The organism is Microbacterium sp. CFBP 8794, from assembly GCF_014841235.1.
Taxonomy (GTDB): domain Bacteria; phylum Actinomycetota; class Actinomycetes; order Actinomycetales; family Microbacteriaceae; genus Microbacterium.
Map to the genome: position 1 here is coordinate 148,377 of NZ_JACYTT010000004.1, position 20,955 is coordinate 169,331.

General features: G+C 64.5%; 16 protein-coding genes and 1 tRNA gene. 10 read left to right on the forward strand and 7 right to left on the reverse strand.

What is annotated here, in order from left to right:
• Positions 1-23: 23 nt before the first annotated feature.
• Both IFU19_RS11570 and IFU19_RS11575 read left to right on the forward strand, forming a co-directional pair.
• Positions 24-731, forward strand: coding sequence for a histidine phosphatase family protein (locus IFU19_RS11570; protein ID WP_192013926.1), 708 nt, complete (start codon positions 24-26; stop codon positions 729-731).
• On the forward strand, positions 724-1,548 hold the full coding sequence (locus IFU19_RS11575; RefSeq protein ID WP_192013928.1) for an ADP-dependent NAD(P)H-hydrate dehydratase: 825 nt from the start codon (positions 724-726) through the stop codon (positions 1,546-1,548). The genes IFU19_RS11570 and IFU19_RS11575 overlap by 8 nt, the downstream gene beginning before the upstream one ends.
• A 108-nt stretch (positions 1,549-1,656) precedes the next feature.
• Here the strand turns inward: IFU19_RS11575 and IFU19_RS11580 are convergent, their stop codons facing one another.
• The 3 genes from IFU19_RS11580 to IFU19_RS11590 are packed head-to-tail and all read right to left on the reverse strand — an operon-like array spanning position 1,657 to position 4,882.
• The gene (locus IFU19_RS11580) at positions 1,657-3,015 is read right to left on the reverse strand and encodes an ABC transporter substrate-binding protein (RefSeq protein WP_192013936.1); all 1,359 of its coding nucleotides are present in this window, start codon (positions 3,013-3,015) and stop codon (positions 1,657-1,659) included.
• A gap of 29 nt (positions 3,016-3,044) precedes the next feature.
• Positions 3,045-3,986 carry a carbohydrate ABC transporter permease gene (locus IFU19_RS11585; protein WP_192013938.1) on the reverse strand — a complete coding sequence of 314 codons (942 nt, stop codon included), beginning with the start codon at positions 3,984-3,986 and terminating at the stop codon, positions 3,045-3,047.
• Positions 3,986-4,882, reverse strand: a complete 897-nt coding sequence (locus IFU19_RS11590) for an ABC transporter permease subunit (protein WP_192211961.1) — start codon at positions 4,880-4,882, stop codon at positions 3,986-3,988. The genes IFU19_RS11585 and IFU19_RS11590 overlap by 1 nt, the downstream gene beginning before the upstream one ends.
• Before the next feature lie 410 nt (positions 4,883-5,292).
• Between IFU19_RS11590 and IFU19_RS11595 the strand changes: the two genes are divergently transcribed.
• Together IFU19_RS11595 and IFU19_RS11600 are read left to right on the forward strand one after the other, a co-directional pair.
• On the forward strand, positions 5,293-6,225 hold the full coding sequence (locus IFU19_RS11595; RefSeq protein ID WP_191915663.1) for a helix-turn-helix transcriptional regulator: 933 nt from the start codon (positions 5,293-5,295) through the stop codon (positions 6,223-6,225).
• Positions 6,226-6,334: 109 nt separating this feature from the next.
• Entirely contained in the window at positions 6,335-6,661 is a 327-nt protein-coding gene (locus tag IFU19_RS11600; protein WP_192013940.1) for a DUF7882 family protein, read from the forward strand.
• A gap of 335 nt (positions 6,662-6,996) precedes the next feature.
• On the opposite strand, the gene IFU19_RS11605 is transcribed toward IFU19_RS11600, so the two are convergent.
• Together IFU19_RS11605 and IFU19_RS11610 are read right to left on the reverse strand one after the other, a co-directional pair.
• Entirely contained in the window at positions 6,997-7,488 is a 492-nt protein-coding gene (locus tag IFU19_RS11605; protein WP_244630631.1) for a DUF2231 domain-containing protein, read from the reverse strand.
• A 71-nt stretch (positions 7,489-7,559) separates the two neighbouring features.
• Positions 7,560-8,441, reverse strand: coding sequence for a manganese catalase family protein (locus IFU19_RS11610; RefSeq protein ID WP_192013942.1), 882 nt, complete (start codon positions 8,439-8,441; stop codon positions 7,560-7,562).
• A gap of 292 nt (positions 8,442-8,733) precedes the next feature.
• On the opposite strand from IFU19_RS11610, the gene IFU19_RS11615 reads away from it, so the two are divergent.
• The 6 genes from IFU19_RS11615 (at position 8,734) to IFU19_RS11640 (ending at position 19,137) form a co-directional block, all read left to right on the forward strand.
• A complete protein-coding gene (locus IFU19_RS11615; protein ID WP_192013946.1) occupies positions 8,734-9,222 on the forward strand; it encodes a transporter substrate-binding domain-containing protein in 489 nt (162 codons plus the stop codon).
• Positions 9,219-10,241, forward strand: a complete 1,023-nt coding sequence (locus IFU19_RS11620) for a cation transporter (RefSeq protein WP_192013948.1) — start codon at positions 9,219-9,221, stop codon at positions 10,239-10,241. Before IFU19_RS11615 ends, IFU19_RS11620 begins: the two co-directional genes overlap by 4 nt.
• An 834-nt stretch (positions 10,242-11,075) precedes the next feature.
• On the forward strand, positions 11,076-12,563 hold the full coding sequence (locus tag IFU19_RS11625; protein WP_192013950.1) for an RNA-binding domain-containing protein: 1,488 nt from the start codon (positions 11,076-11,078) through the stop codon (positions 12,561-12,563).
• A 147-nt stretch (positions 12,564-12,710) separates the two neighbouring features.
• Entirely contained in the window at positions 12,711-14,396 is a 1,686-nt protein-coding gene (locus IFU19_RS11630; protein ID WP_192013952.1) for a hypothetical protein, read from the forward strand.
• 22 nt (positions 14,397-14,418) lie between these two features.
• Entirely contained in the window at positions 14,419-16,788 is a 2,370-nt protein-coding gene (locus tag IFU19_RS11635) for an AAA family ATPase (RefSeq protein ID WP_192013954.1), read from the forward strand.
• A gap of 612 nt (positions 16,789-17,400) precedes the next feature.
• The gene (locus tag IFU19_RS11640; RefSeq protein WP_192013956.1) at positions 17,401-19,137 is read left to right on the forward strand and encodes a DUF4209 domain-containing protein; all 1,737 of its coding nucleotides are present in this window, start codon (positions 17,401-17,403) and stop codon (positions 19,135-19,137) included.
• A gap of 153 nt (positions 19,138-19,290) precedes the next feature.
• Here the strand turns inward: IFU19_RS11640 and IFU19_RS11645 are convergent, their stop codons facing one another.
• Together IFU19_RS11645 and IFU19_RS11650 are read right to left on the reverse strand one after the other, a co-directional pair.
• Entirely contained in the window at positions 19,291-20,232 is a 942-nt protein-coding gene (locus IFU19_RS11645; protein WP_192013958.1) for a DUF4238 domain-containing protein, read from the reverse strand.
• 561 nt (positions 20,233-20,793) lie between these two features.
• Positions 20,794-20,869: transfer RNA gene (locus tag IFU19_RS11650), tRNA-Ala, on the reverse strand.
• Positions 20,870-20,955: the final 86 nt, after the last annotated feature.

Genomic DNA, 20,955 nt, shown 5'->3' on the forward strand with positions numbered 1-20,955 from the left:
GCGCGCCGACCTATCGTGCCGCCATGGCAATAACTCGACTCTGGCTCGTCCGGCATGGGGAAAGCGAAGGCAACGTCGCCGCATCGAAAGCGGAACGCGAGGGATCCCCGGTGATCGCCCTCGACGCGCGCGATGCCGATGTGGAGCTCTCCCCCGTCGGCCGCGAGCAGGCCGAAGCCCTCCGCACCTGGGTGGCATCGCTCGACGCGCCGATTGACGAGTACTGGGCGTCGCCGTATCGCCGCGCCAAGCAGACCCTCGCCCTTGCGGTCTGCGACGACCGGCGCGCGCGTGTCGATGAGAGGCTGCGAGACCGGGAGCTCGGCATCCTGGACCTGCTCACCTGGAGGGGCGTCGAGGAACTCCACCCCGAAGAGGCCGCGCGGCGGCGGCACCTCGGCAAGTACTACCACCGGCCGCCGGGTGGGGAGTCGTGGGCCGACGTCGCGCTCAGGCTCCGCTCGTTCCTCGGCGAGGCTCTGGACCGCCCCGGCCCGACGGCCCTGGTGGTCGCCCACGACGCCGTCATCATGCTGATCCTGCACGTGCTTCTCCCCCTCGACGAGCCGAAGCTCATGGCCTTCGCCGCAACCCACACCGTGCGCAACGCGTCGGTGACCGAACTCGTCCGCGACGACGACGGCTGGAAGCTCTTGACTTTCTCGGCCGTCGATCACCTGACGACCGAAGGCGCCGACGTCACCGTGCACGCAGGAGAAGACGATGCCTGAACCCGTCACCCTGCAGCTGCTCCGCGAGTGGGGGGTGCCCGATGCCGACGGCTCGAAGAAGTCGCGCGGCCAGGTCGTCGTCGTCGGCGGCTCGCGACGTTCGCCCGGCGCTCCGCTGCTCTCCGCCGAGGCCGCGTTGCGTGTCGGCGCGGGTCGCGTCGGTATCGCTGTTCCGTCCGCGATCGCCCCGCAACTCGGTCCGGCCATGCCCGAGGCCGGCATCTACGAGCTGCCGGTCGGTTCCGACCCGGTCGACGACGCCCTGTGCTCCGGGCTCGAGTCGGCGGACGCCGTGCTCCTCGGCCCCGGTTTCGATGATCCGGATTCCACCCGCGCGGCCCTTCACGCGGTATGCGACGCAGACGTGGGCCGGCTGGTGCTCGATGCTTTTGCGCTCGGCATCCTGCCGTCGTTCGATCGGGACCTGCTTCCCGACGATCTGCTGATCAACGCGAACGCAGAGGAAGCGGAGCTGCTGCTCGAGCGCGACCTCGGCGACGACCGCGCCGCCGACATTCTTGAAATCGCGCGCCGCTACCGCGCCGTCGTGCACTGCTTCGGCACCGTCGCCACCCCCGACGGCCGGTGCTGGCAGGCCCAACCGGGCGGGTCGGGCCTCGGCACCGCGGGCAGCGGCGACGTCCTGTCGGGCACGATCACCGGCTTCGCCGCTCGGGGGATGGATGCCGCACGGGCGAGCGTCTGGGGCGGATGGACCCACGCGCGCGCCGGCGACCGTCTTCAGGAGCGAGTGGGGATCGGCTTCCTCGCGCGCGATCTCCTCCTCGAGCTGACGGCCGTGGTTCACGAGAGCTGAGGCAGCGCTGCGGCGAACACCCGGACGCGCTCGGCCGACCCGCCCGACGCGGTGAACCGCGCAGGGTGACGAGAGGTCTGGCCCGGCGACGAGACGCCCAGCTCAGGCTCAGCCCGCTGTGGCGTTGTCGAACGCTCGCTGGGCGGCCTGTTGGGCGTCGGCCAGGGCCTGCTCGGTCGTCTTGTCGCCGAGGAGGGCGGCGGTGATCGCGTTGTTGAGCTCGTTCTGAATGTCCTGACCGGCGGGCGACGAACCGAAGGACTTCCCGCTCTCCACGACGTCGTAGTACGTCGAGATCACCTGGTCGAAGCCATCGTCACCGGTCGGCACCACGAACTGATCGCGGATCATCGCGTCGGCCTCGGGCGACCCGGTGAACAGGCCGGTGTTCAGCCCGCCCTTGCTCTCGATCGTCGCGGCGCGCGCGGCGCCGGCGGCCATCCATGCGTCGGTCGAGGTGAGGTCGGCCATCCACGCGCATGCGGTCGCGGGGTTCTTCGCCCCCACCGGAATCGCGAACGCGGTGCCCGACGCGAGCGAGAACGGCTGACCGTCGGCATCTCGGAACGGGACCGCCTGCAGCGAGACCTGGTCGCGGTAGGCCCCGAGCACGTTCGGATACCACTGGTTCGCGACCTGGGCGCCGACCTGATTCTTCACGAACTGGTTGGCGTCGCCGAAGGTGTCGAACGAGTCGGTGAAGCTCTTGACCGCCGCGTAGCCGCCCTGCGCGTCGGTGATCTGCTTGAGCGCGTCGATGCCCGCGGCGTTGGCGGGGTCGTCGAGGGTGGGCCTGCCGGAGTCGTCGGTGAGCTGCCCGCCCATGCCGAGCACCCACAGGCCGCCTTGTCCCGTCGCGACCGGGTCGAAGCCGAGACGCGACGGAGTGCCGCCGGAGGCCTGATACATCTTTCCGACCGCCGCGAGCAGGCCGTCCATGTTCGAGGTGTCGAACTCTTCGGGGGTGACCCCGGCTTCGTTCAGCACGTTCATGTTCAGCAGGATCGCGGGCGGCTGGTAGAACTGCGACACCGCGTAGACGCCGCCGTCGTAGGTCACGTCGTCGACGACGTTTTGGTACCAGCGCTCGTTCGGGGTGACGCGTGTGGCCTCGAAGCACGCGTCGAGCGGTATCAGCAAGCCCTGCGCGGCGTAGGTCGTGACGTAGCGGCGATCCATCTGCACCACATCGGGGACGTCGCCGCTCGCGATGCGGGTCGTGAACTTCTGCGCGTCGAAGGCCGTGGCATCCAGGGTCACCTCGACGTCGGGGAGCTGGTCGGCGGCGTAGTCGAGACGTGACTGGCCCACGTCGTCCGCGTTCTCGAAGCCCCAGGCGGCGAGGGCGCCCGTCGGGGCCGCGGAGAAATCGACGTCGGCGGCGGGGTCGTCGGATCCGGCGCTGCACGAGGCGAGCACGATGACGGATGCCGTGACGGCGGCGGCGGCGGCGGAACGCTTTCGCATGGTGTGTCCTTTCGAGACGGGGAGAGGGGTCAGCCTTTGCGGCCCTGGGTTGCGACGCCCTCGATGAAATAGCGCTGACCGAAGGCGAAGATGATGAGCATCGGGAGGGTCACCAGCAGCGAGGCGACCATCACGTACTGGTAGTCGCCCTGACCGCCGGCGCTGGGGCTGTACTTGGTCATGGCGTAGGCGATACCGAGCGGAGCCGTGAACTCTTCGACGCTGCCGGCGTTCAGGTAGATGAGCGCCGCCTGCAGGTTGTTCCAACTGGCCTGGAACTCGAAGAGGAACACGATGATGAACGACGGGATCGACAACGGCATGGCGATGCGCCAGAACAGACCCCACGCGCTGGCGCCGTCGAGTCGCGCTGCTTCGAACAACTCGCGAGGCACCCCGAGGAAGAACTGCCGCTGCAGGAAGATGTAGAAGGCCGAGCCGAAGAGGTTCATCCCCCACAGCGGCACCCAGGTGCCGAGAAGCCCGGTCTCCTTCCAGATCAGGTAGATCGGAATCATCGTGACCGCGCCGGGCAGCATCATCGTCGCGAGCACGAGACCGAACAGCAGTCCGCGGCCGGGGAAGCGGAAGTAGGCGAAGCCGAAGGCGACGATCGAGCTCATGATGGCGACGGTCGTCGCGGCGAGAAGGGCGATCGCGACGCTGTTGAACATCCAACTGAGCAACGGGAGCTGGTTCCACACCTCGGCGTAGTTGCCGGGGGTGAAGGTTCTCGGTATCAGGGCGTTGTCGAACACCTCGCCTCGCGGCTTCAGGCTCGCGGCCAGCAGCCACGCGAAGGGGTAGAGGAACAGCAGAGCGAAGACGACCAGCACGGCCGCGAGAATCACGCGGCCCGCCAGGGTCTTCGGCTGCTTCAGCGCACGGCGCCACCGCGGGGGTCTCGTCGCCGAGGCCGCCAGCTCCGGCCGAGCCTGGGCGACGCCCGGGGTCTGCAGGGTGTTCGTCATCAGCGGTCCCCCTCGTAGTAGACGAAACGGTTGCCCAGGCGTATCTGCACGAGCGTGATGAGCAGGATGATCACGAACAGCAGCCACGCCATCGCCGCGGCGAAGCCGAAATTGAACTGCCGGAACGCCTGTTGAAAGAGGTAGATCGCGTAGAAGAGCGACGCCTCGGGCGAGGCGTTGCTCTGATCTCGCCAGAACAACAGGTAGGCCTGGTCGAACACCTGGAACGCCGCGATCGTCAGCACGATGACGTTGAAGAACATCGCGCCCGAGATCATCGGCAGCGTGATCGAGAAGAAACGCCGAACCGGCCCGGCTCCGTCGATCTGCGCGACCTCGTAGAGGTCGACGGGCACGTTCTTGATCGCGGCGAGGAAAATGACCATCGTTCCACTGACGGTCCACAGGGCCATGAGCACGATGCTCGGTTTGACCCACGCCGGGTCGACAAGCCACTGCGGGCCGGGGATGCCGACGGCGCGCAACGCCTGATTGATGGCGCCGGAGTTACCGTTCAGCAGCAGGAAGAACACGGCGGCGGTGGCGACGGCCGGCGTCATCTTCGGCAGGTAGTACAGGGTGCGGAAAATGCCCGCACCGCGTCCGACCCGGCTGAGCAGGAGCGCGAGGAACAGCGCGAAGGCGATCTCGAGCGGCACCGCCATGACGGCGTAGAAGAGCGTGTTGCCGAGGGAGACGGCCACCCGCGGGTCGTCGAACAGTTGCGCGTAGTTCGTGAGTCCGACCGGGCGGGCGGAGCCCGTCGCCAGGTTGTAGCTCGAGAACGAGATGACGAGGCTGTAGATCATCGCCCCCGCCGTGAAGACGAGGAATCCGATGATCCACGGCGAGATGAAGAGATAGCCCGCGATCGCTTCGCGACGGTTGTACTTCACCTTCTGGCGCGTGCGGCGGCGCTCCGCGCGGGCAGTGCCGAAAGGCTCGTCTCGAAGAGGTGCGGGGGTGGAGGAGACCGTCACCGGAAGAACCGGTCGGGGGCGGTGGTCTCGATGCTCATGGCGTCTCCTCTCGCGTGCGTCCTCATCGTGGAGAAGCGCTTCGCCAGGGTCGAGAAGCAGTGAGAAGAGGTCCAGGGCATTGCCAAAGACGGCCGGACGTGAGATGTCCCCTCGTCCGTCAGCTCGAACGTCGGCCGGGGACCTGCACCGTGGCATCAGTGCCTCACCGCACGCCCGCGTGCGTGTCAAGGGTCTCGGCATCCGTCGATCGAGACGTCACAGTACCGCCTGTGTCCCCCACTGCACCCTCGCTCTCCGCCTCAACGCAGCGCACCGGAAGGAGCGAGATGGGGCAGAGACTGAACGTCCGCTCGACGGGACACGAGGAGGTGGAGAGGGTCTGGCAGCGGTTCGTGCCCAGCGCTCGGCTGGACCGCATCGATCCGAAACGGGTGTCGTTCTCGTGGGACTCCGTCGAGCTTCCCGGGTTCTCGACGGTGGCGTACGAGCTCGCGGCATCCGTGCATTCGTCCATCCGCATGGACGACCAGATCATGGCGTGCCGTCTCGTGGGCGACAGCGTGCGGCTGGAGGCCGACGGGCACAGCGTCGATCCGCGGCGGCCGTGGCTGGGGGCCGGCGGATCGACCGAGGCGCAGTGGACCCACACCGCCCGCGTCCGGGCGTTCGTGTTCGATCGCACGGATGCGGAACGCGTCGCTCGTCTCGCGACGGGCGATGATCGCCTGGTCTTACGGCGACTCGCGCCGTCTGCCCGCGACCGCGACGCGGGCCTGCAGTGGGAGCGCAGCTTCTCTTACGTCTCGACGGCACTGAACGCTGTGCACGACGACGCGATCCTCGCGGTCGAGTTGCGACGCCACGCGCTCATGTCGACCCTCAGCGCCTTCCACACGCCGTACCTCGACGCGATGCAGCGCACTCATCAGCGCTCGGCCGCTCCGCGGACCGTCCGCCGGGCCGTGGCTCACATCGAGGCGCACGCGCGCGAGCCCCTCACACTCGAGGACATCGCTGCGGCATCCGGGATCTCGGCACGCGGGCTTCAGCACGCGTTCCGCCGCGCACTCGACACGACGCCGACGGAGTACCTGCGACTCGTGCGACTTTCGGGGGCGCACGAGGAACTGCGCGCGGGGACGGCCGTGTCGGTGGCGGAGGTGGCGCGACGCTGGGGGTTCTCGAGCGCCTCGCGTTTCGCTCGCTACCATCGCGAGCACTACGGGCAGAATCCCGCTCAGATCGCACGCATGTTCTGACGCGACGTGTTCGGTCTCGCCGTTGCGCGAGACGTGCCGAGACCCCGACGAAGCGACCTCTCCCTTGCACAGTGAAAAGGAGCGGGCACGGTGCCCGCGGGAGGAACACGTGGGTAAATTCGTCTACGAGAGCGGCGTTCGACACGAATTCGAAGATCGTCTCCTCGCGCACCTGCAGGTGGTCGTGGGAAACAAGCTCCGCCGCGGTGAACCGTTCTACTTCGTCTGGAAGGACGACATCAGCACGGGAGGCGGCCGCACCTCGGTCTGGATGCACCCCGGCGCGAATCTCGTCTTCAAATTCCATGGCGGGCGGCCACCGACCTTGAACCGCGCGTGGCTCGAGGCGCTGATGTCCACCGCGAACTCCGCCACCGGCCTGTACGTCGTACCCGAGCCCCCCGAAGACAGCGTGCCCTCTGAGTCGTTCGCCTGAGCGGGTCCGTCGAAGATCTCATCGACATCGCGGGAAAGCACGGGCCTGCTCGGCTTTGCGTGGTCTCTGCGGCAGGAGATGCTCGCCCATCGCGGCATCCGGGTGAAGATCGTGCTGCCGGTGAGCATCGATACGCCGATCTCCCAGCGCGCCGCGAATGCGACGGGCCGCACGGCCCTTCCCGCTGCCCCCGGTGGTGTCCGCTGACCGGGTGGCCCGGGTGCGGTGAGCGGAGGCTGGTCGCGCATCCCGCTGCGCCGGCCACGCTGAGCTCACCGATGTCGGGGGCCCGGATGCCATGGCGAACCGGGCCCCCAGATCTCACGCCACGAGGGTCACGTCGTCTCGAAGCCTTCGCGCTGTGTGTTCTCATCGGCGACGCGCACGCCCCAGCGATACGCGAGCTTGCCGCCGAGCCAACCCGAGACGCTCAGCCCGGTCGCGGCGGTCGCGCTCAGCGCGAAGGCGACGCCCGGCACGCGACCCAGGTCGAGCATCCGCACGAGGAGACTCGTCGAGAACAGGCCCATCGCAGTGACGTTCAGAACGAGATGCGCCACGGCCGTGCGCCGGGCGGGCGTGCCTTTCGGGATGCGCGACATATCGAGCAGCCCGAGCACCGAGGCCCCCACGGCTCCTGCGAGCCCGATGGCGATGAGCCATCTCGAGCCCTGAGCGAAACCGCGCGGGTCGTCGGCGGCGAAGCCGAGCAGGTCGAAGACGAGGCTCGACGACCACGCCCCGAGGGGGATGGTCACCGCGACCGGGTGGAACGGGTGCCCATAGGGGCCCGCGACGACCGCTCGAGGTACCTTGGCAGCCCTCATCGCGAGGAAGCTCGCTCCGCTTCGCGGCGCCGAGATTGTCGCCGGGCCCGGTGTCACGGCATCCGTCCCGCTCATTCTTTGTGGAGCGCGTCCTGCGCGCGCCCGGCGAGCTTTTCGACCGGGTTCGGCAGCTCGGTCGTGCCATAGAAGCGCACGTCGGGCTTGGTCGGCGGCGGCATCGGAACGCCCGCAGGCGGCTCGGGCAGGTAAGTGAATTCGCCCCAACCGTCGGGAGTCGGACCCGAAGCCCAGGTTCCCTCCCCCGCGTGCTTTCCATCGCTGAAGTTGATGTACTGATACGCCACGTCGCGGTCCTCCTTATCGAGGGGGAAGTTGCTGGGAACGGGGAGCTTTTCGTAGCCCTCGGCTTGGAGCTCGGCGGCGGCGGCGGCCCATTGATTCTGGTGCATCGTGTCACGGGCGAGCAGGAACGCGAGAAGGTCTTTCACCCCGTGGTCGTCTGTCTGGTGGTAGAGCCGCGCGACCTGCACGCGGCCCTGCATCTCGGCATTGGCATTGGCGGTGAAGTCGGCGAGCAGGTTGCCGCTGGCAGTGATGAAGCTGCCCTGCCAAGGGTTGCCGTTGGAGTCGACCGGGCGCGCGCCGGCGCCGGCGACGATGCCGTGCTGGATGTCGGTGCCGCCGATGACGGCCGCGACCGTGGGGTCATCCTGGACGGCCTCTTCGGTGATGCCGAGCGGCGACTTCTCGAGCAGCTGGGCGATCATGACCGCGAGCATTTCGACGTGCCCCATCTCCTCTGCGCCGATGCCGAACACCAGGTCGCGGTACTTGCCGGGCATGTGCATGTTCCAGGCCTGGAACTGGTACTGCATCGCGACCGAGATCTCGCCGTACTGCCCGCCGAGCACCTCCTGGAGCTTGCGGGCGTAGACCGCATCGGGCTTGTCGGGGGTCGCGGAGTGCTGCAGCTCTTGCCGGTGGAAATACATCGTGTTCTCCTCATTGCGTCCTGGGGGAGGGTGCCGACCAGATGACTGGTCGACGCGTATCCCCTAACAGACGGCCGATCCGACGAGATGCACATGGGGGTTGTGTGCCGCCGCGCCGTGCGTGACAATCGCCCGCTCAGGTCCGTCTTGTCTTCAGCGCTGGCGGAAACCTCGCGACGCGTAACGACTTCTCAGCAGCCCATCTGCTCAGTGGTGCATTTCAGCCCATCGTCGCAACCCCCGCGACAACAGTCACCGGGCACGAGCAAGCTGCCTGCCGGGAGGGAGATTCATGGCGAAATTCAGATACGCGGCGGCTGTGGCGGCCGTCTCACTGCTGCTGGGGGGCTGCGGCGTGCGGATTCCCACTGACCCGTCTGGAACCCTGGACGCGGTCCAGGGCGGTGTTCTGCGCGCCGGGGTGACCCCGAATGGCGAGTGGGTTCGCATGGACGAGAACGAACCGACTGGTTCAGAAATAGACGCACTCACCCGCTTTGCCGAGTCGCTCGACGCCGATGTGGAATGGACGGTGGGGTCCGAGCAAGCTCTCGTGCGTGGGCTGGAAGACGGCGAGCTCGACGTCGTCGCTGGTGGCCTGACCGATCACACCCCCTGGACGAACAAGGCCGGAATGACCAGGCCCTACGCCGAGGCGACGCTCGCGGACGGCTCGACTGTCGAACTCGTCATGCTCGTTCCGCTCGGAGAGAACGCTTTCGTGTCGGCCCTGGAGACATTCCTCACTGATGAGGCCGCGCGGGTGGGTACAGCGCCATGAACAGCGGCACGGTTCGTTTCGGGCGCCGCGCACTCCCTGAGCGACAGGCACGAGTGTTACGGCGCGCCATCCGGCTCGAGTGGATCACGATCGGCCTCTTGTCCGTCACCGCCACTCTCGTTGCCCTCGTGCTCGGCAACTCGCAGGCGATGAAGGCGGCGTGGATCGAGGACCTGCTGTCCTTCATCCCTCCCCTCGCGTTCCTCATCGCGGTGCGGCTCGCTCGGCGCCCTCCCACCACGCGGCACCCATACGGATACCACCGTTCCATCGGCGTCGGGCACCTCGTTGCCGCGGTCGCATTGACCGCCATGGGCGCGTTCCTCATCGTCGACTCCGGCATCGGACTCGTCACGGCAGAGCACCCCACCATCGGAACGGTCAACCTGTTCGGGGTCACTATCTGGCTCGGATGGCTCATGGTCGCGGTCATGGCCCTCACCGCCGTCCCGCCGGTCATCATCGGTCACCTCAAGCTCACGCTCGCCAACGAACTGCACGACAAGGTGCTCTACGCCGACGCCGACATGAACAAGGCTGACTGGATGACGTCGGTGGGCACCATTGTGGGTGTCCTGGGGATCGGTGTGGGGCTGTGGTGGATGGACGCGGCGGCCGCGATCTTCATCGCCATCAGCATCGTGCACGACGGCGTGAGCAACCTGCGCGCGGCCGTCGTAGACCTCGTCGACGGGCGGGCGACCACCTTCGACGACACGCAGCCGCACCCCCTTGCCGACCGCGTCGACCAGTACTTGGCCGGCCTTTCCTGGGTCGCAGAGGCCGGTAGCCGCGTGCGCGACGAAGGACATGTCTTCCACGTCGAGGCCTTCGTCGTGCCACGAAAGAAAAGACTGTCTCTGGACGATGTCGAAAGCGCACGAGAAGGATGCATCTCGCTCGACTGGAAACTGCAAGATGTCGTCATCGTCCCCGTACCGAAGCTCCCGAGCATCGTTGTGACGACGCGCTCGAGCATGTGGCACACGGGCGTGAACAAGAGAAAACGCCCGACCTGACACAATTTCTTGTGTCGGGACGGGCGTCTCGTTGGTGGCCCCAAGCGAAGCGCTCGCGAGTAATTCACGACCCCTGTTGGCCCTGCGAGACGCACTTCGACGGGGCGTGACTGCCCGCACGATGCAGCAGCCAGCTCGGTTGGCTACACCTGGAACGAGGCGCATGAGCAGGTCACTCCCCTGGTTCGTGACCAGCTTGTTGCCGACTACCGCGCAGGGCTCAGCATCTATGACCTTGCGCGCAAGCACGGCTTACACCGCTACACCGTCTCGCAGCATCTGACTGCAGCCGGCGTCGTGATGAGACGCACGATGACAGACGGCGAGAAGACGAAAGCTTGTGAGCTGTACCTAGCCGGCGCGACGTACGCTGCGATCGCGAGGCGGCTAAAGCGCGACCCTGCGACGGTCAAGAAGATGATCCAGACGAACAAACTCGACCCTTCTCTCCGCGGATGAGCTCGGCGTGCTCCAAGGACGTTTGGGCGAGCTTCTCCTAATCCGGCTCCCGGCGCATAATCAGTGCGACGCGGACGACCTAGCCAGTCTTTCGCCCGGCAGGTTGCGGTGCGTACCGAGTGGGACCGAGCCCATCACGCACGCCGGAACGAGAGCTCGATGGATGCCACTCCAATCCTCGAAACCTCTGATCCGCGGACAGGTCGCGCCTGAGCGGGCTCTGTCGGCGCTGTCTCGTACAGTCGTTGCTAAGGCTCGATCATCGAGCGCAGGAATGCTCGGACAAGCACGATCGACAAAGGGAGAGGCCATGCGACAGTCATCACCGACTCTATTGCTGGCCGAGTCAGCGCGTATAGAACACGGTGATGGGGCGTGATCGTCGTCGAGGGGCGCACTGACCGAGAGAAGCTCATCGAGCTTCTTCAGTTGCCGGAGCAGACGCACCTGGAGTTCAAGGCCGAGCTGGACTTGACGGCGAAGGATCATGAGTTGAACTTTGTCAAGGATGCGGTTTCGATGAGCAATCGGCCGCCTGGTGGGTACATCTTGGTCGGTGTCAACGACGACGGGACTCTCGCTCTTCCGACTGGCACCATCGCCGATCGAACTCGCTTCGACGGTGCCCGGTTGGGTGACATGATCAGGAAATACGTCGAAGGTGAGGTCCACGCCATCTCACAGATCCACGAGGTCGACGGACGTGAAGTCGTTCTGATTTACCTCCCCCACCATCGCGACGGGCTACCTGTGCCGATGAGCAAGTTGGGCCAGTTCCCCGGCCCTAACAACAAGCAAGTCGTGGTGTTCCGTGAGGGAGATGTCCTGGTTCGCGAGGGAGCCAGGAACACCCCTCTTCGGCATGCGCACTGGAACGACCTGCTGAGCCTGCGAGATCAACAGCTCCGCGAGCAAGCCCGCGCCCAGGTCGACTCGCTGATCGCGGACCTGGCGGCGGCCATGCGGGCCGGTGGCCCCGGGCCTGCCCTCGTCCCGCTGTCCGTTGAGATGGCAGACGACGCTTTCGGCGAGACGGTGGTGTCGCACTTGGAAGCTGACAGCGACGTCCGCCTGAGACAGTTCCTCGGACAGGCTGCCGCACTCGCCGGCATTCCCGACGAGCGGCGGGCGGCGGTGGACAAGATCACCATCGTCGCTGCTCACGCGATGTACTTTGAGCGCAACGCAGTTGCCGTGAAGGCCATCGATAGCCTCTTCGACGCCTACACCACGCTCGGCCACGGGGAGGCCGCGACGCAACTCGACATCATCACGCGCGTCTACGTCCTTGGCAGCCTCGCCGTCCGCCTTCGGCAGTGGTCGGTCGTTCACAGCCTCGTACTTCGCCCTTACCCACCCAGCAGTGACACGTATGTCTATTCGTCGTGGATCAGACACGGGCAGGTCGAAGCGAGCCGAGCGGACCTCTTCCCAACAGGCAAGGGCGGGATGATGATCTCTGCCGCGCGGGTCCTGATGAGCGAGCAGCCGGCGATGCGTCCTGATGTCCCCGACAGTGCGGTCGCCGACCCCGGCGACCTCGCGCACGACGATGTGCTCTTCAACTCGCTCTGCCAGTTCGACATTCTCTACTGCCTGATCGTTGCCGCTGAGGGGCAGCATCACGGAAGTGGATACCCGGCCGCATCGGCGATGAACCAGGACCGAGCCAATCCAGCCTTTGAGATTGTCGCCACCGATGCGGACGCACGCGCGGCGTTGTTCCCCGCTTCTGACGCGCGCAAGATCGCCGAAGCGATGACGGAGGTGTTCTCAAGTGCGGAGCGCGAATCGTTGGGCTTCGGCGGACATTGGTGGTCTCTGCCCCGCGCCGCGCAGCAGTTCGTCAGCACGCAGCTGTAATTACACACATGAGTGAAGCCTGACCCGGTTTCGTGAACAAATCGAGGAAGGCATCACGCTCGCGTAGTCGATCGCAAGGTCCGCCATCCGTTCGAATTCATCCACCAGACGTAACCGACGCCAGGCACCTTTCGCTACGGTGCTCCTATGAACAGGCCCGTCAATGACCGGCAGCTGGAGGTCTTGCAGTGGATCGCTGACGGGTGTCCCACGGGCAGGTGGTCCGAGGACAACAACGTACACAAGATCAGTGCCGCAGCTCTCAGATCCCGAGGCCTCGCAACTGTCACCGGTCATGGTCGCACCTGGACCGCCGCGATCACCGAAGCTGGCATGCTCTACTTGAAACATGGGGGCTACCCTCCCAGCGACGAGCCGCCCACCGCGGTCGTCTCTGGTGATCCTCCGGCCCGCCCAAGCCGGGCGAAACCCGCGCCGGGCAAGGGCGCGCCGGAGACACTCGCAGAAGCCAAGGTTCTGATCGAGCAGCTCCAGAAGCAAGGACAACTCACCGTCAGCGATCCAGATGCGTCGATGAGAGCACGCTATCGACGTGTACTGCACGCCTGCAGGGTCCAGGACCTGGTACCTGACGGACGAGAGCTGCGCTTTACCGGCCGCAGCTCGGGCGACATTGTCATCATGCTCAGTGCCAGCTCCCCTGCGGAAACCACGAACTGGGACCGCCTCCGAACGACGGCAAGAACTGTCACGACGAACGTCGAAACGCTCCGTAGCGCACTGGAGACCGCGGCGATCCTGAGCACGGTCAGCGCAGCGCTTCGGCCGCGCGCCATCGGGGTAGTGCTCAGTCTCGCTGAGGAGCTCCGTACGCACGATCTCAAGCTCGGGGCGAACGTCAAGCTGAAAAAACCGAGACTCTTCGTCCAGGTCGGCACCCGTCGCCGGAACCTCGAACTTACAGAGCTCTTGGACGAGGTGCCCCACGTGCTCACGGACGCAGAGCAGCGAGAACTCCGCCGCTCCCCGTGGAAGCAGTTTCCGAAGTTCGACAACGTGCCCTCCGGCCGGTTGCACCTAAAGATCGAACGAGACGGTTCGCACGAGGTCCATCTGGACCATCGAAGCTACCGATACGAACGCAACAGCGACACCTGGTCAGATGAAACGAAGAGGCCACTCGAGACCCGCGTCCGCGAAGTTGCACGTGCGATCAAGAAGGGCGTGGTCGATGACACTGAGACCGAGGAGCGTCAGAAGCGCGAACGCACCGAGGCCCGAGAGGCATACGAGCGGGAGAAGGCAGCCGAGCGGCAAGCATGGGAAGCGATACGTGACCGCGCTCGCTCCAAGGCACTCCTTGTCCAGCGAGAGACGATCTTCGCGAGATCGTTCGAGAACTGGCAAGGAGCACGGGAGCTCCGGGAGTTTGCAGACCAACTTGAGGCCGCAGCAATCGCGAAAGGACTGCTCGCGGAGCGACCCCGCCTGGAGGAATGGCTGGAATGGGCGCGCACTCGCGCGGACTGGCGTGACCCGATCCTGAACCTTGAACTCCTTGACGACGGTGTCTTCGACGCGGAGCCGTCAGTGATCGACCTACGGCCGCACATGGAGGGCTGGGATCCGTCCGCGCCGCACAAGGACTACAGCATCGGTCGCGACTCTCAGCAGCGGCAAGTCCCCCGGCACCTTTCCGGTCCCCTTTCTGTCGCCCCGGACCGGCGTTGCGGCGGCAAAGCTGCCGCCCTGCGTCCGTCCGCGCCGGCAATCGGTGTCCGCGAGATATTAGCGGCGACTTCGAAGCGGGGCCATCTGAGTGCGGCTGAGTGGCCCAGACACCCCGAATGTCGGACCGAGTCGCTACATTGAGCAGAACTCTTTGGGGGGACTGATGCAGCTGACAACGGTGTACGCGCGATTCTTTCGCTCGCTCAACTTCGACTTCATGAAGCGGGCCAGCAGTGGGTACAAACCCTTGCCGTGGGATGAGGTGCCCGGTGGCCCAGCTCCCTACCCGTTCGTGAAGGTCTCACTGGATGACCACATCACGACGATCGTCGGAGCGAACGAGTCGGGAAAGAGCCAGGTCCTGGCCGCGATCGAGTTCGGACTGACTGGCGAGAAGGTTCTGCAACGTGACTTCTGCCGGTACTCCCCCTTCTTCCTGCGCCACAAAGAACTTCTGGTACCGGAGTTTGGCTTGAGGTTCAAAGGCCTCACCGATGCGGACCTGCCGCTGCTTGGGGAGGCACTCGGGCAGAAGATCGAGGCCGTCCCCGACGAATTGGCGGTGTTTCGGATGAACACGACACCGAAGACCCGCGTCTACCTGAGGACCGGTGAGGAGTGGTCGCTCGCGTCAGTGAAGAAGCCCTCTGCACTGGATCAAATGGGGATGCCGATAGTCTTCAAAATTGACGCGGGGGTCCCACTTCCCGACTCAGTGCCGATCAAGTACGTAGCGTCCGGTCAGAAGAAGGACGCGATGCCACATGCCCAGGTGCGATCAGGGCTTGAGATGCTCTTCGGCGCCTCTGGGATGATGTCTTCGCCCGAGAATTTCGAGGCAAACAAAGAGTCACTACGGTCGAGCCTCACGGCCAACTCGAGTGTGGCGGACACAGATATACGGAAGTTTGAGCTGGCGCGAACGCTCCTCCTCAATGTAGCTGGACTCAACCCGGATCTTTTCGAACATCTATCCGCCGCGATCGCGCAAGGTAAGAGCGGCTACGCGACCAGCATCGTCGACACGATCAACGCGGAGCTGTCGCACGCCCTGAATTTCAAACACTGGTGGCGGCAAGACCAGCACTTCGAACTCTTCGTGGAGCATCAGGAATTCCACCTCGACTTCATGATCCGGGACAGAACCGGTCGCACATACTCGTTCGACGAGCGAAGCGGCGGCCTGAAGTACTTCCTCAGCTACTTCGTGCAGTACCTCGCACACGTTGCGAAGACGGCAATCGAGTCGCCAGGAGCACGTCCCGAGATTCTCCTGATGGACGAACCTGACGCGTACCTGTCCTCCTCGGGTCAGCAGGACCTTCTTCGAATTTTCGAGGCGTTCGCGTTTCCCCAAGACCCAGCCGTGCCCGCTGTTCAGGTGGTCTACGTCACACACTCACCCTTCCTCATAGACAAGAACCACGCCGAGCGCTTGAGAGTCCTGGACAAAGGCCGTCACGACGAGGGCACACGAGTTGTCGCGAACGCGGCCCGTAATCATTACGAGCCGCTCCGCTCTGCTCTTGGTGAGCTCGTCGCAGAGACGACCTTCATGGGTGGCTGCAACCTCGTTCTGGAGGGCGCCTCTGATCAAGTCATGATTGCGGGCATGTCTAGCACCCTCCGACACGCAGGCACGCCGGAGACTCAGAACCTCGACCTCAACGACATCTCCCTCGTTCCTGCGGGCTCGGCGAGTCACGTGCCGTACATGGCATTCCTTGCGCGTGGCCGCGATGTCGACAAGCCCGCCGTGATCGTCCTTCTCGATAGCGACGAGGCGGGGAATCAGGCCGTCGCCAAACTGAAGAAGGGCGGCCCGAACGGCAAGCAGCTGGTCGATCCCCAGTTCGTTCGCCAGCTGAAGGACATCGCCGGCCTGCAGTCCGACAACCCGGACGGCGTGATTGGCATCGAAGACTTGGTTCCTCTCGACGTTGCATTGGACGCGGTCCGCAGCTACGTCGCGGAGTTCGTCACAGACGCGAACGTTGATGCCCTCAAGCTAGACGTGAAGTCGGTCTTCTCTTCGCCAGGGGGGACACTCGACCGCGTCCAAGCAGCGGTGCGATCTCATCTCTCGAATGACGACTTTCACCTCGACAAGATCGCATTCGCCCGACACGTAGTGGTCTCTGCGGGCTCCAAGAAGGTGCCGATCGCCGCAAGGGAGCGGCTCTCAGGCAACTTCTCGATATTGCTACGAGAACTCGCGGCAATGCAGCGTAAGGCACTTCGCGTCCAGTCGACGGAGCTGATCAAGGATCGTGTCAACCGGATCCGCGACCGCTTCGAGACCGACCATCCCGCCTCCGCCTCGCGCGAGGACGTACTACTGCTGATTGAAGAAGTCGACAGCCAACTCGACGACAGCGCCGAAGCCGATGAGGTACGAGCCGTCATGACCGGTTGGTTGCGCGAGTACTCACTCAACGAGGCCCCTCGCGAGCCCGTTGCTGACTACCCAAGCTTCCTCGAGGCGTTCGCGGCACTGCCGTACGCCGGCGTGGCCAAGGTTCAGACACCTTAAGGTTTTCGATCGCCGCCTCCGCCTTGTGGTTGAATCCCATCCGCGGTGGCCCGCAAAGGGATTGTCATACCCGCCCTCAGAGAATGCGTCTGACCCGAGCACCTGCTCCCCTCTTTGCCTCGCCAGTCTCGATTCCGTCAGGGCGACTGAGTGGAACCGCTCCTAATGGTTCTCGGCAGGTCAAAGTCTCTTCAAGTGCCGGGAAACTACTCGAACCACGGGGACCGCGGAATATCAACGCTTTCGCTGCTCCAGTAAATCGCGCGGTGTGCCCGAGACGGTCTAGATACCTTGCGGGAATGGGAGCGCACCAGAACAGAGCGTCAAAGTCTTGCCGGTATCAGATCTTAGGAAGCTCATCAAGGAGCACCAGGCGGACAAATCCAGGTACGCGCTCGCCCGTTGTTTCGGGATCTACCGCACGACTGCGCACCTTCATCGCGCGGGTGTCGAAACGCAGGAGTGCCGGCGTCGCGCCCCGGATGTGGTTGCGTGGGAGATCCCCGTGGGGCAGACCCCGCGATCTCAAGATCATCGCGTCATCTCGTCGCACCTGTATAGGCAGACAAGCGATCGACCCCGGCCATAAGACTGCGCCGCTACTCTCACTGGATGAGCAGTGACCAAGGCGTTGACGAGCGGTGGCGCAGGGCCGTCCAGCGGGCGCTGGTGTCCGATGTGAGCGCCGAAGACGCCGACGCACAACGAGCGAAGAAGATTGTCACCTCGGTCGAGGACTACATCTTCGACCCCACTAATCGCTCCGTTCCTTACAAGCCGTGGTTCCTCGGTGACATTGGCCCCACAGATCTCACCGAGGACGATATGCGGATCGTCGTCAATCTCGCCGACATGACCGACAGTTGGCGGCTGCGGGTCCGCTGCTTGGACCTGATCGCGCTACGGAGCGCGGGGCGCGCGCGAGCGGACGCAGCACTGACAATGCTGGAGAGCCTGCGAGAAGCTATAGCGGAACAGGGCTTCAAGCCGCGCGATATCGACCTCGTGACCCGCGCCCTGGAGCTGGGAGGCTTCGGTCCCGCGCATCGTGCGGTGGTGGAGCAGATTGAGGACCGGGTGGTAGAGCTCATCTTCGCTCCCCTCCCGGATCTGCACTACATCTCATTCAGTCGACGCTTACGTGAGGACAAACGCACCCACCGCCATGCGAAACGGCTAGCCTGCCAGTTCTCATTCGCCGCGCGAAGCAGCCGGTCCACCTTCGAGTTTGAGGAGGCAGCGGAATGGGCCGCCATCGCAGGAGATCGCGATCGTTCAGACGACCTGCTGCTCGATCTTGCATTGACGCTCCAGGAGGAAGCACGAGGGCACATCGCCGATGCTCGTGTCGACAGCGCTTTCTACGCGTCGGAACTTCTCCACCGTGCATACAGAAACTACCTACGGACCTCGATCCGAGCCCGCACCGTCCGGGCTCTCGAAGACCTCGGTAATAAACTCACTGCCGACATCCGCGGCGCCGGGAAGATCATGGTGTCCCACAGCACTCGTAGAAGCACCGTGCTCCCCGACCTGAGCCCCGCGCGGGATCACGTGCTCTCTCAGATCGCCAACGCCAGGGGCGACGATGCCCGCGCAATATTTCTTGGCCTTATGAACACCGACTACGCAGCAGAGCTCGCCGGCGCAGAGAACATCCGCAAGAATTTTGCGCTTCTCACCGACACACCCCGCCGGACCATCGAAAAGGACGGGCGGGTGAGCGCAGTCACCGGCGACACCAAGAAGGAAGTCTTCGGTGTTCCCTCACCTCTGTGGCATCAGATGATGCGCAGCCACGAATTTCGAGTCCACACCATGGTCCCCCAGCTTCTCCACCCGGTCTGGCGGCACCTCCACGAAACACAGCACTGGTCCCACTCGGACTTCGTCGACATCGCCTCCCAGAGCGACACGATTCCCAAAGACAGGACGACATCGGTTGGAACAGCACTGTTCTACGGGTTCACGGGCGACTTCTTCACCGCCTTCCAGCTCCTGATCCCGCAAACCGAGCACCTCGTCCGCGAACAGCTGAAGGCCATCGACGATCGAACCAGCCGCTACGCCGACGGAGTAGAAGACGAGACCAGCCTGCCTTCGCTTCTCAAATCCGGGAAGCTCGAACAGGTCTTCGGGGTCTCGTTGGCTTTCGAGCTTCGCGCTCTTTTCGGCGATGCAGGGGGTCCCAACCTTCGCCATCGCGTAGCCCATGGCCAGATTTCCGATGAAGAAGAGCGCTCTCCGTTTCCCTTTTATGTGTGGTGGCTGGTGTGGCGAATCGTTGCAATCCCTCCTAGCGACTGGGCGGATCCCGCGTCGGGCTGCGGTAGCAAATTGAGTGAGTAAGCTCACGCGGCGTCAGGTACGCGATACGCCCTTGGATGTGAGCGGGGGCGCTGGGAGATTCATTCCACCGGCTGCATGGCGTCCGTTTGGCAGCGGGCCAGGGAATTCGGCGCGCCGGCGAAGCGTTCGGGCAACCGCAGGCGCCAGACCGTTCTACTTCTCCCGAAAATCGAACGGGACAAACTGAGAGTCGTCGGGATGATGATAGATGTTGCTCGCTGCGTGGGCCGCCGTACACGCATTCATCGTCCTCTCGATTTCTATGGTCCCGAATGACCGATCGTCAAGAAACCCCGAGCGCGTTTTGTCTATGAGCGCGCCAAGGTCGTCGTCGATTGAGTAGCGGCCGTCGAACGGGTTCCGCATGACAAGACCGATTCTCCGAGTCATCGGGTACAGCACAAGCCGGGCGTCCCGGACACCAACGCCCATCCACGGACCGGCCTGCTCGTGAGCGACCAGCGATACGGGAGCGTCGCTGGTGATGAGTGCGCGGTCCGTGAACCGCACCAATGTCCACGGACGACACGCAAGGAACCCAGCGATCTCGCCGGTGGCCTCGCCCATCAATTCGATGTGGTCACGAGCTGTCTGCGGCAATCGGAAGCCACCGGGGTCAGTGATAGCAGACCACATCTCGTCGACATCTGCCCCGCTGAGTGGTCGCCCAACGATATCCGACGCCAACTCTCCAAACTTCTCTCGACCCAATTGGCCCGCCGCTTTGGAGAACAGCCCTCCCGCGGCCGACTCCATCTGCCGACGCCGCTCGGGTCCGCGCAACATCTGTAATGCGATGAACTCCGCGAGAGTGTCGCGGTCGGTGCGAGGTAGCGGCCAGTCACCCTCGTCGACGCGTTCGAACAGGAGCGCAGTCTCGGACTCGATACCCTCACCCAGTCGCCTCTCAAACACATCGGAGCCACTCGGATGGCCAGGTATCGAGTTCAGGTGGTTCTCGCCGCCTGTCTTCTCAACCAGCGAGGTGCGGCCCTTCCGTTCAGGTAGACGAATGGTCCTGATTCGCTCGTTTTCGTCCGCGAAGCCGCGAAGTACGAACTGTGGGTTGATGTGGTGATACTTCGCGACGCTCACTCCGACAACCTACTGCGAACCGGTGGCCGGGATCTCCCTCGCAAACGGGACACAGAACCGCCTGACTCATCCGCTTGGATGCTTCGGATATGGACCGACACCCCTTTGGGCAGCGTCAGAAAGAGCTTCTGAACCAGCAGGCTCGCCTGATGGAGCGCAGCAAGAAGCTCCTCGACGGTCACCTCGAGAGCACAATCCCGAGCCAGCTCTACCGGGATGAACAGGAACGCATCAACCGTGAGATGGCAGTCATCAGCGATCGACTCGACGCCCTGCAAACCGAGTTTCACGCGCTGGAACAGAATCTCGATGACGCGATGGCACTGATTGAGAATTGCTATGAGGCCTACGTGCGCGCCCCAAACTCTCTACGGCGCACCTTCAATCAGGCGTTCTTCAAACGCATCCTCATCACTCGCGACGAGGGAGCTGAGGGCGAGCTAGCTGAGCCGTTCGCCACGATCGTGACTGCGACCCAAAACACCAGCGGCGCCTCTCCTTACGGAGAAGCGCCGCGAACAAATGGCTCTTACAAGGTCACATGTTCTAAAGAGACCAATTTGGTGGACCTGAGGGGATTCGAACCCCTGACCTCCTCGATGCGAACGAGGCGCGCTACCAACTGCGCCACAGGCCCGGAAACCTCGACAACACTATCACGCAGAGCGGCGTGCCTCGAACTCGAGCGCACTCTCCGCTCGGGTCCCCGACGCCGCATTCCGA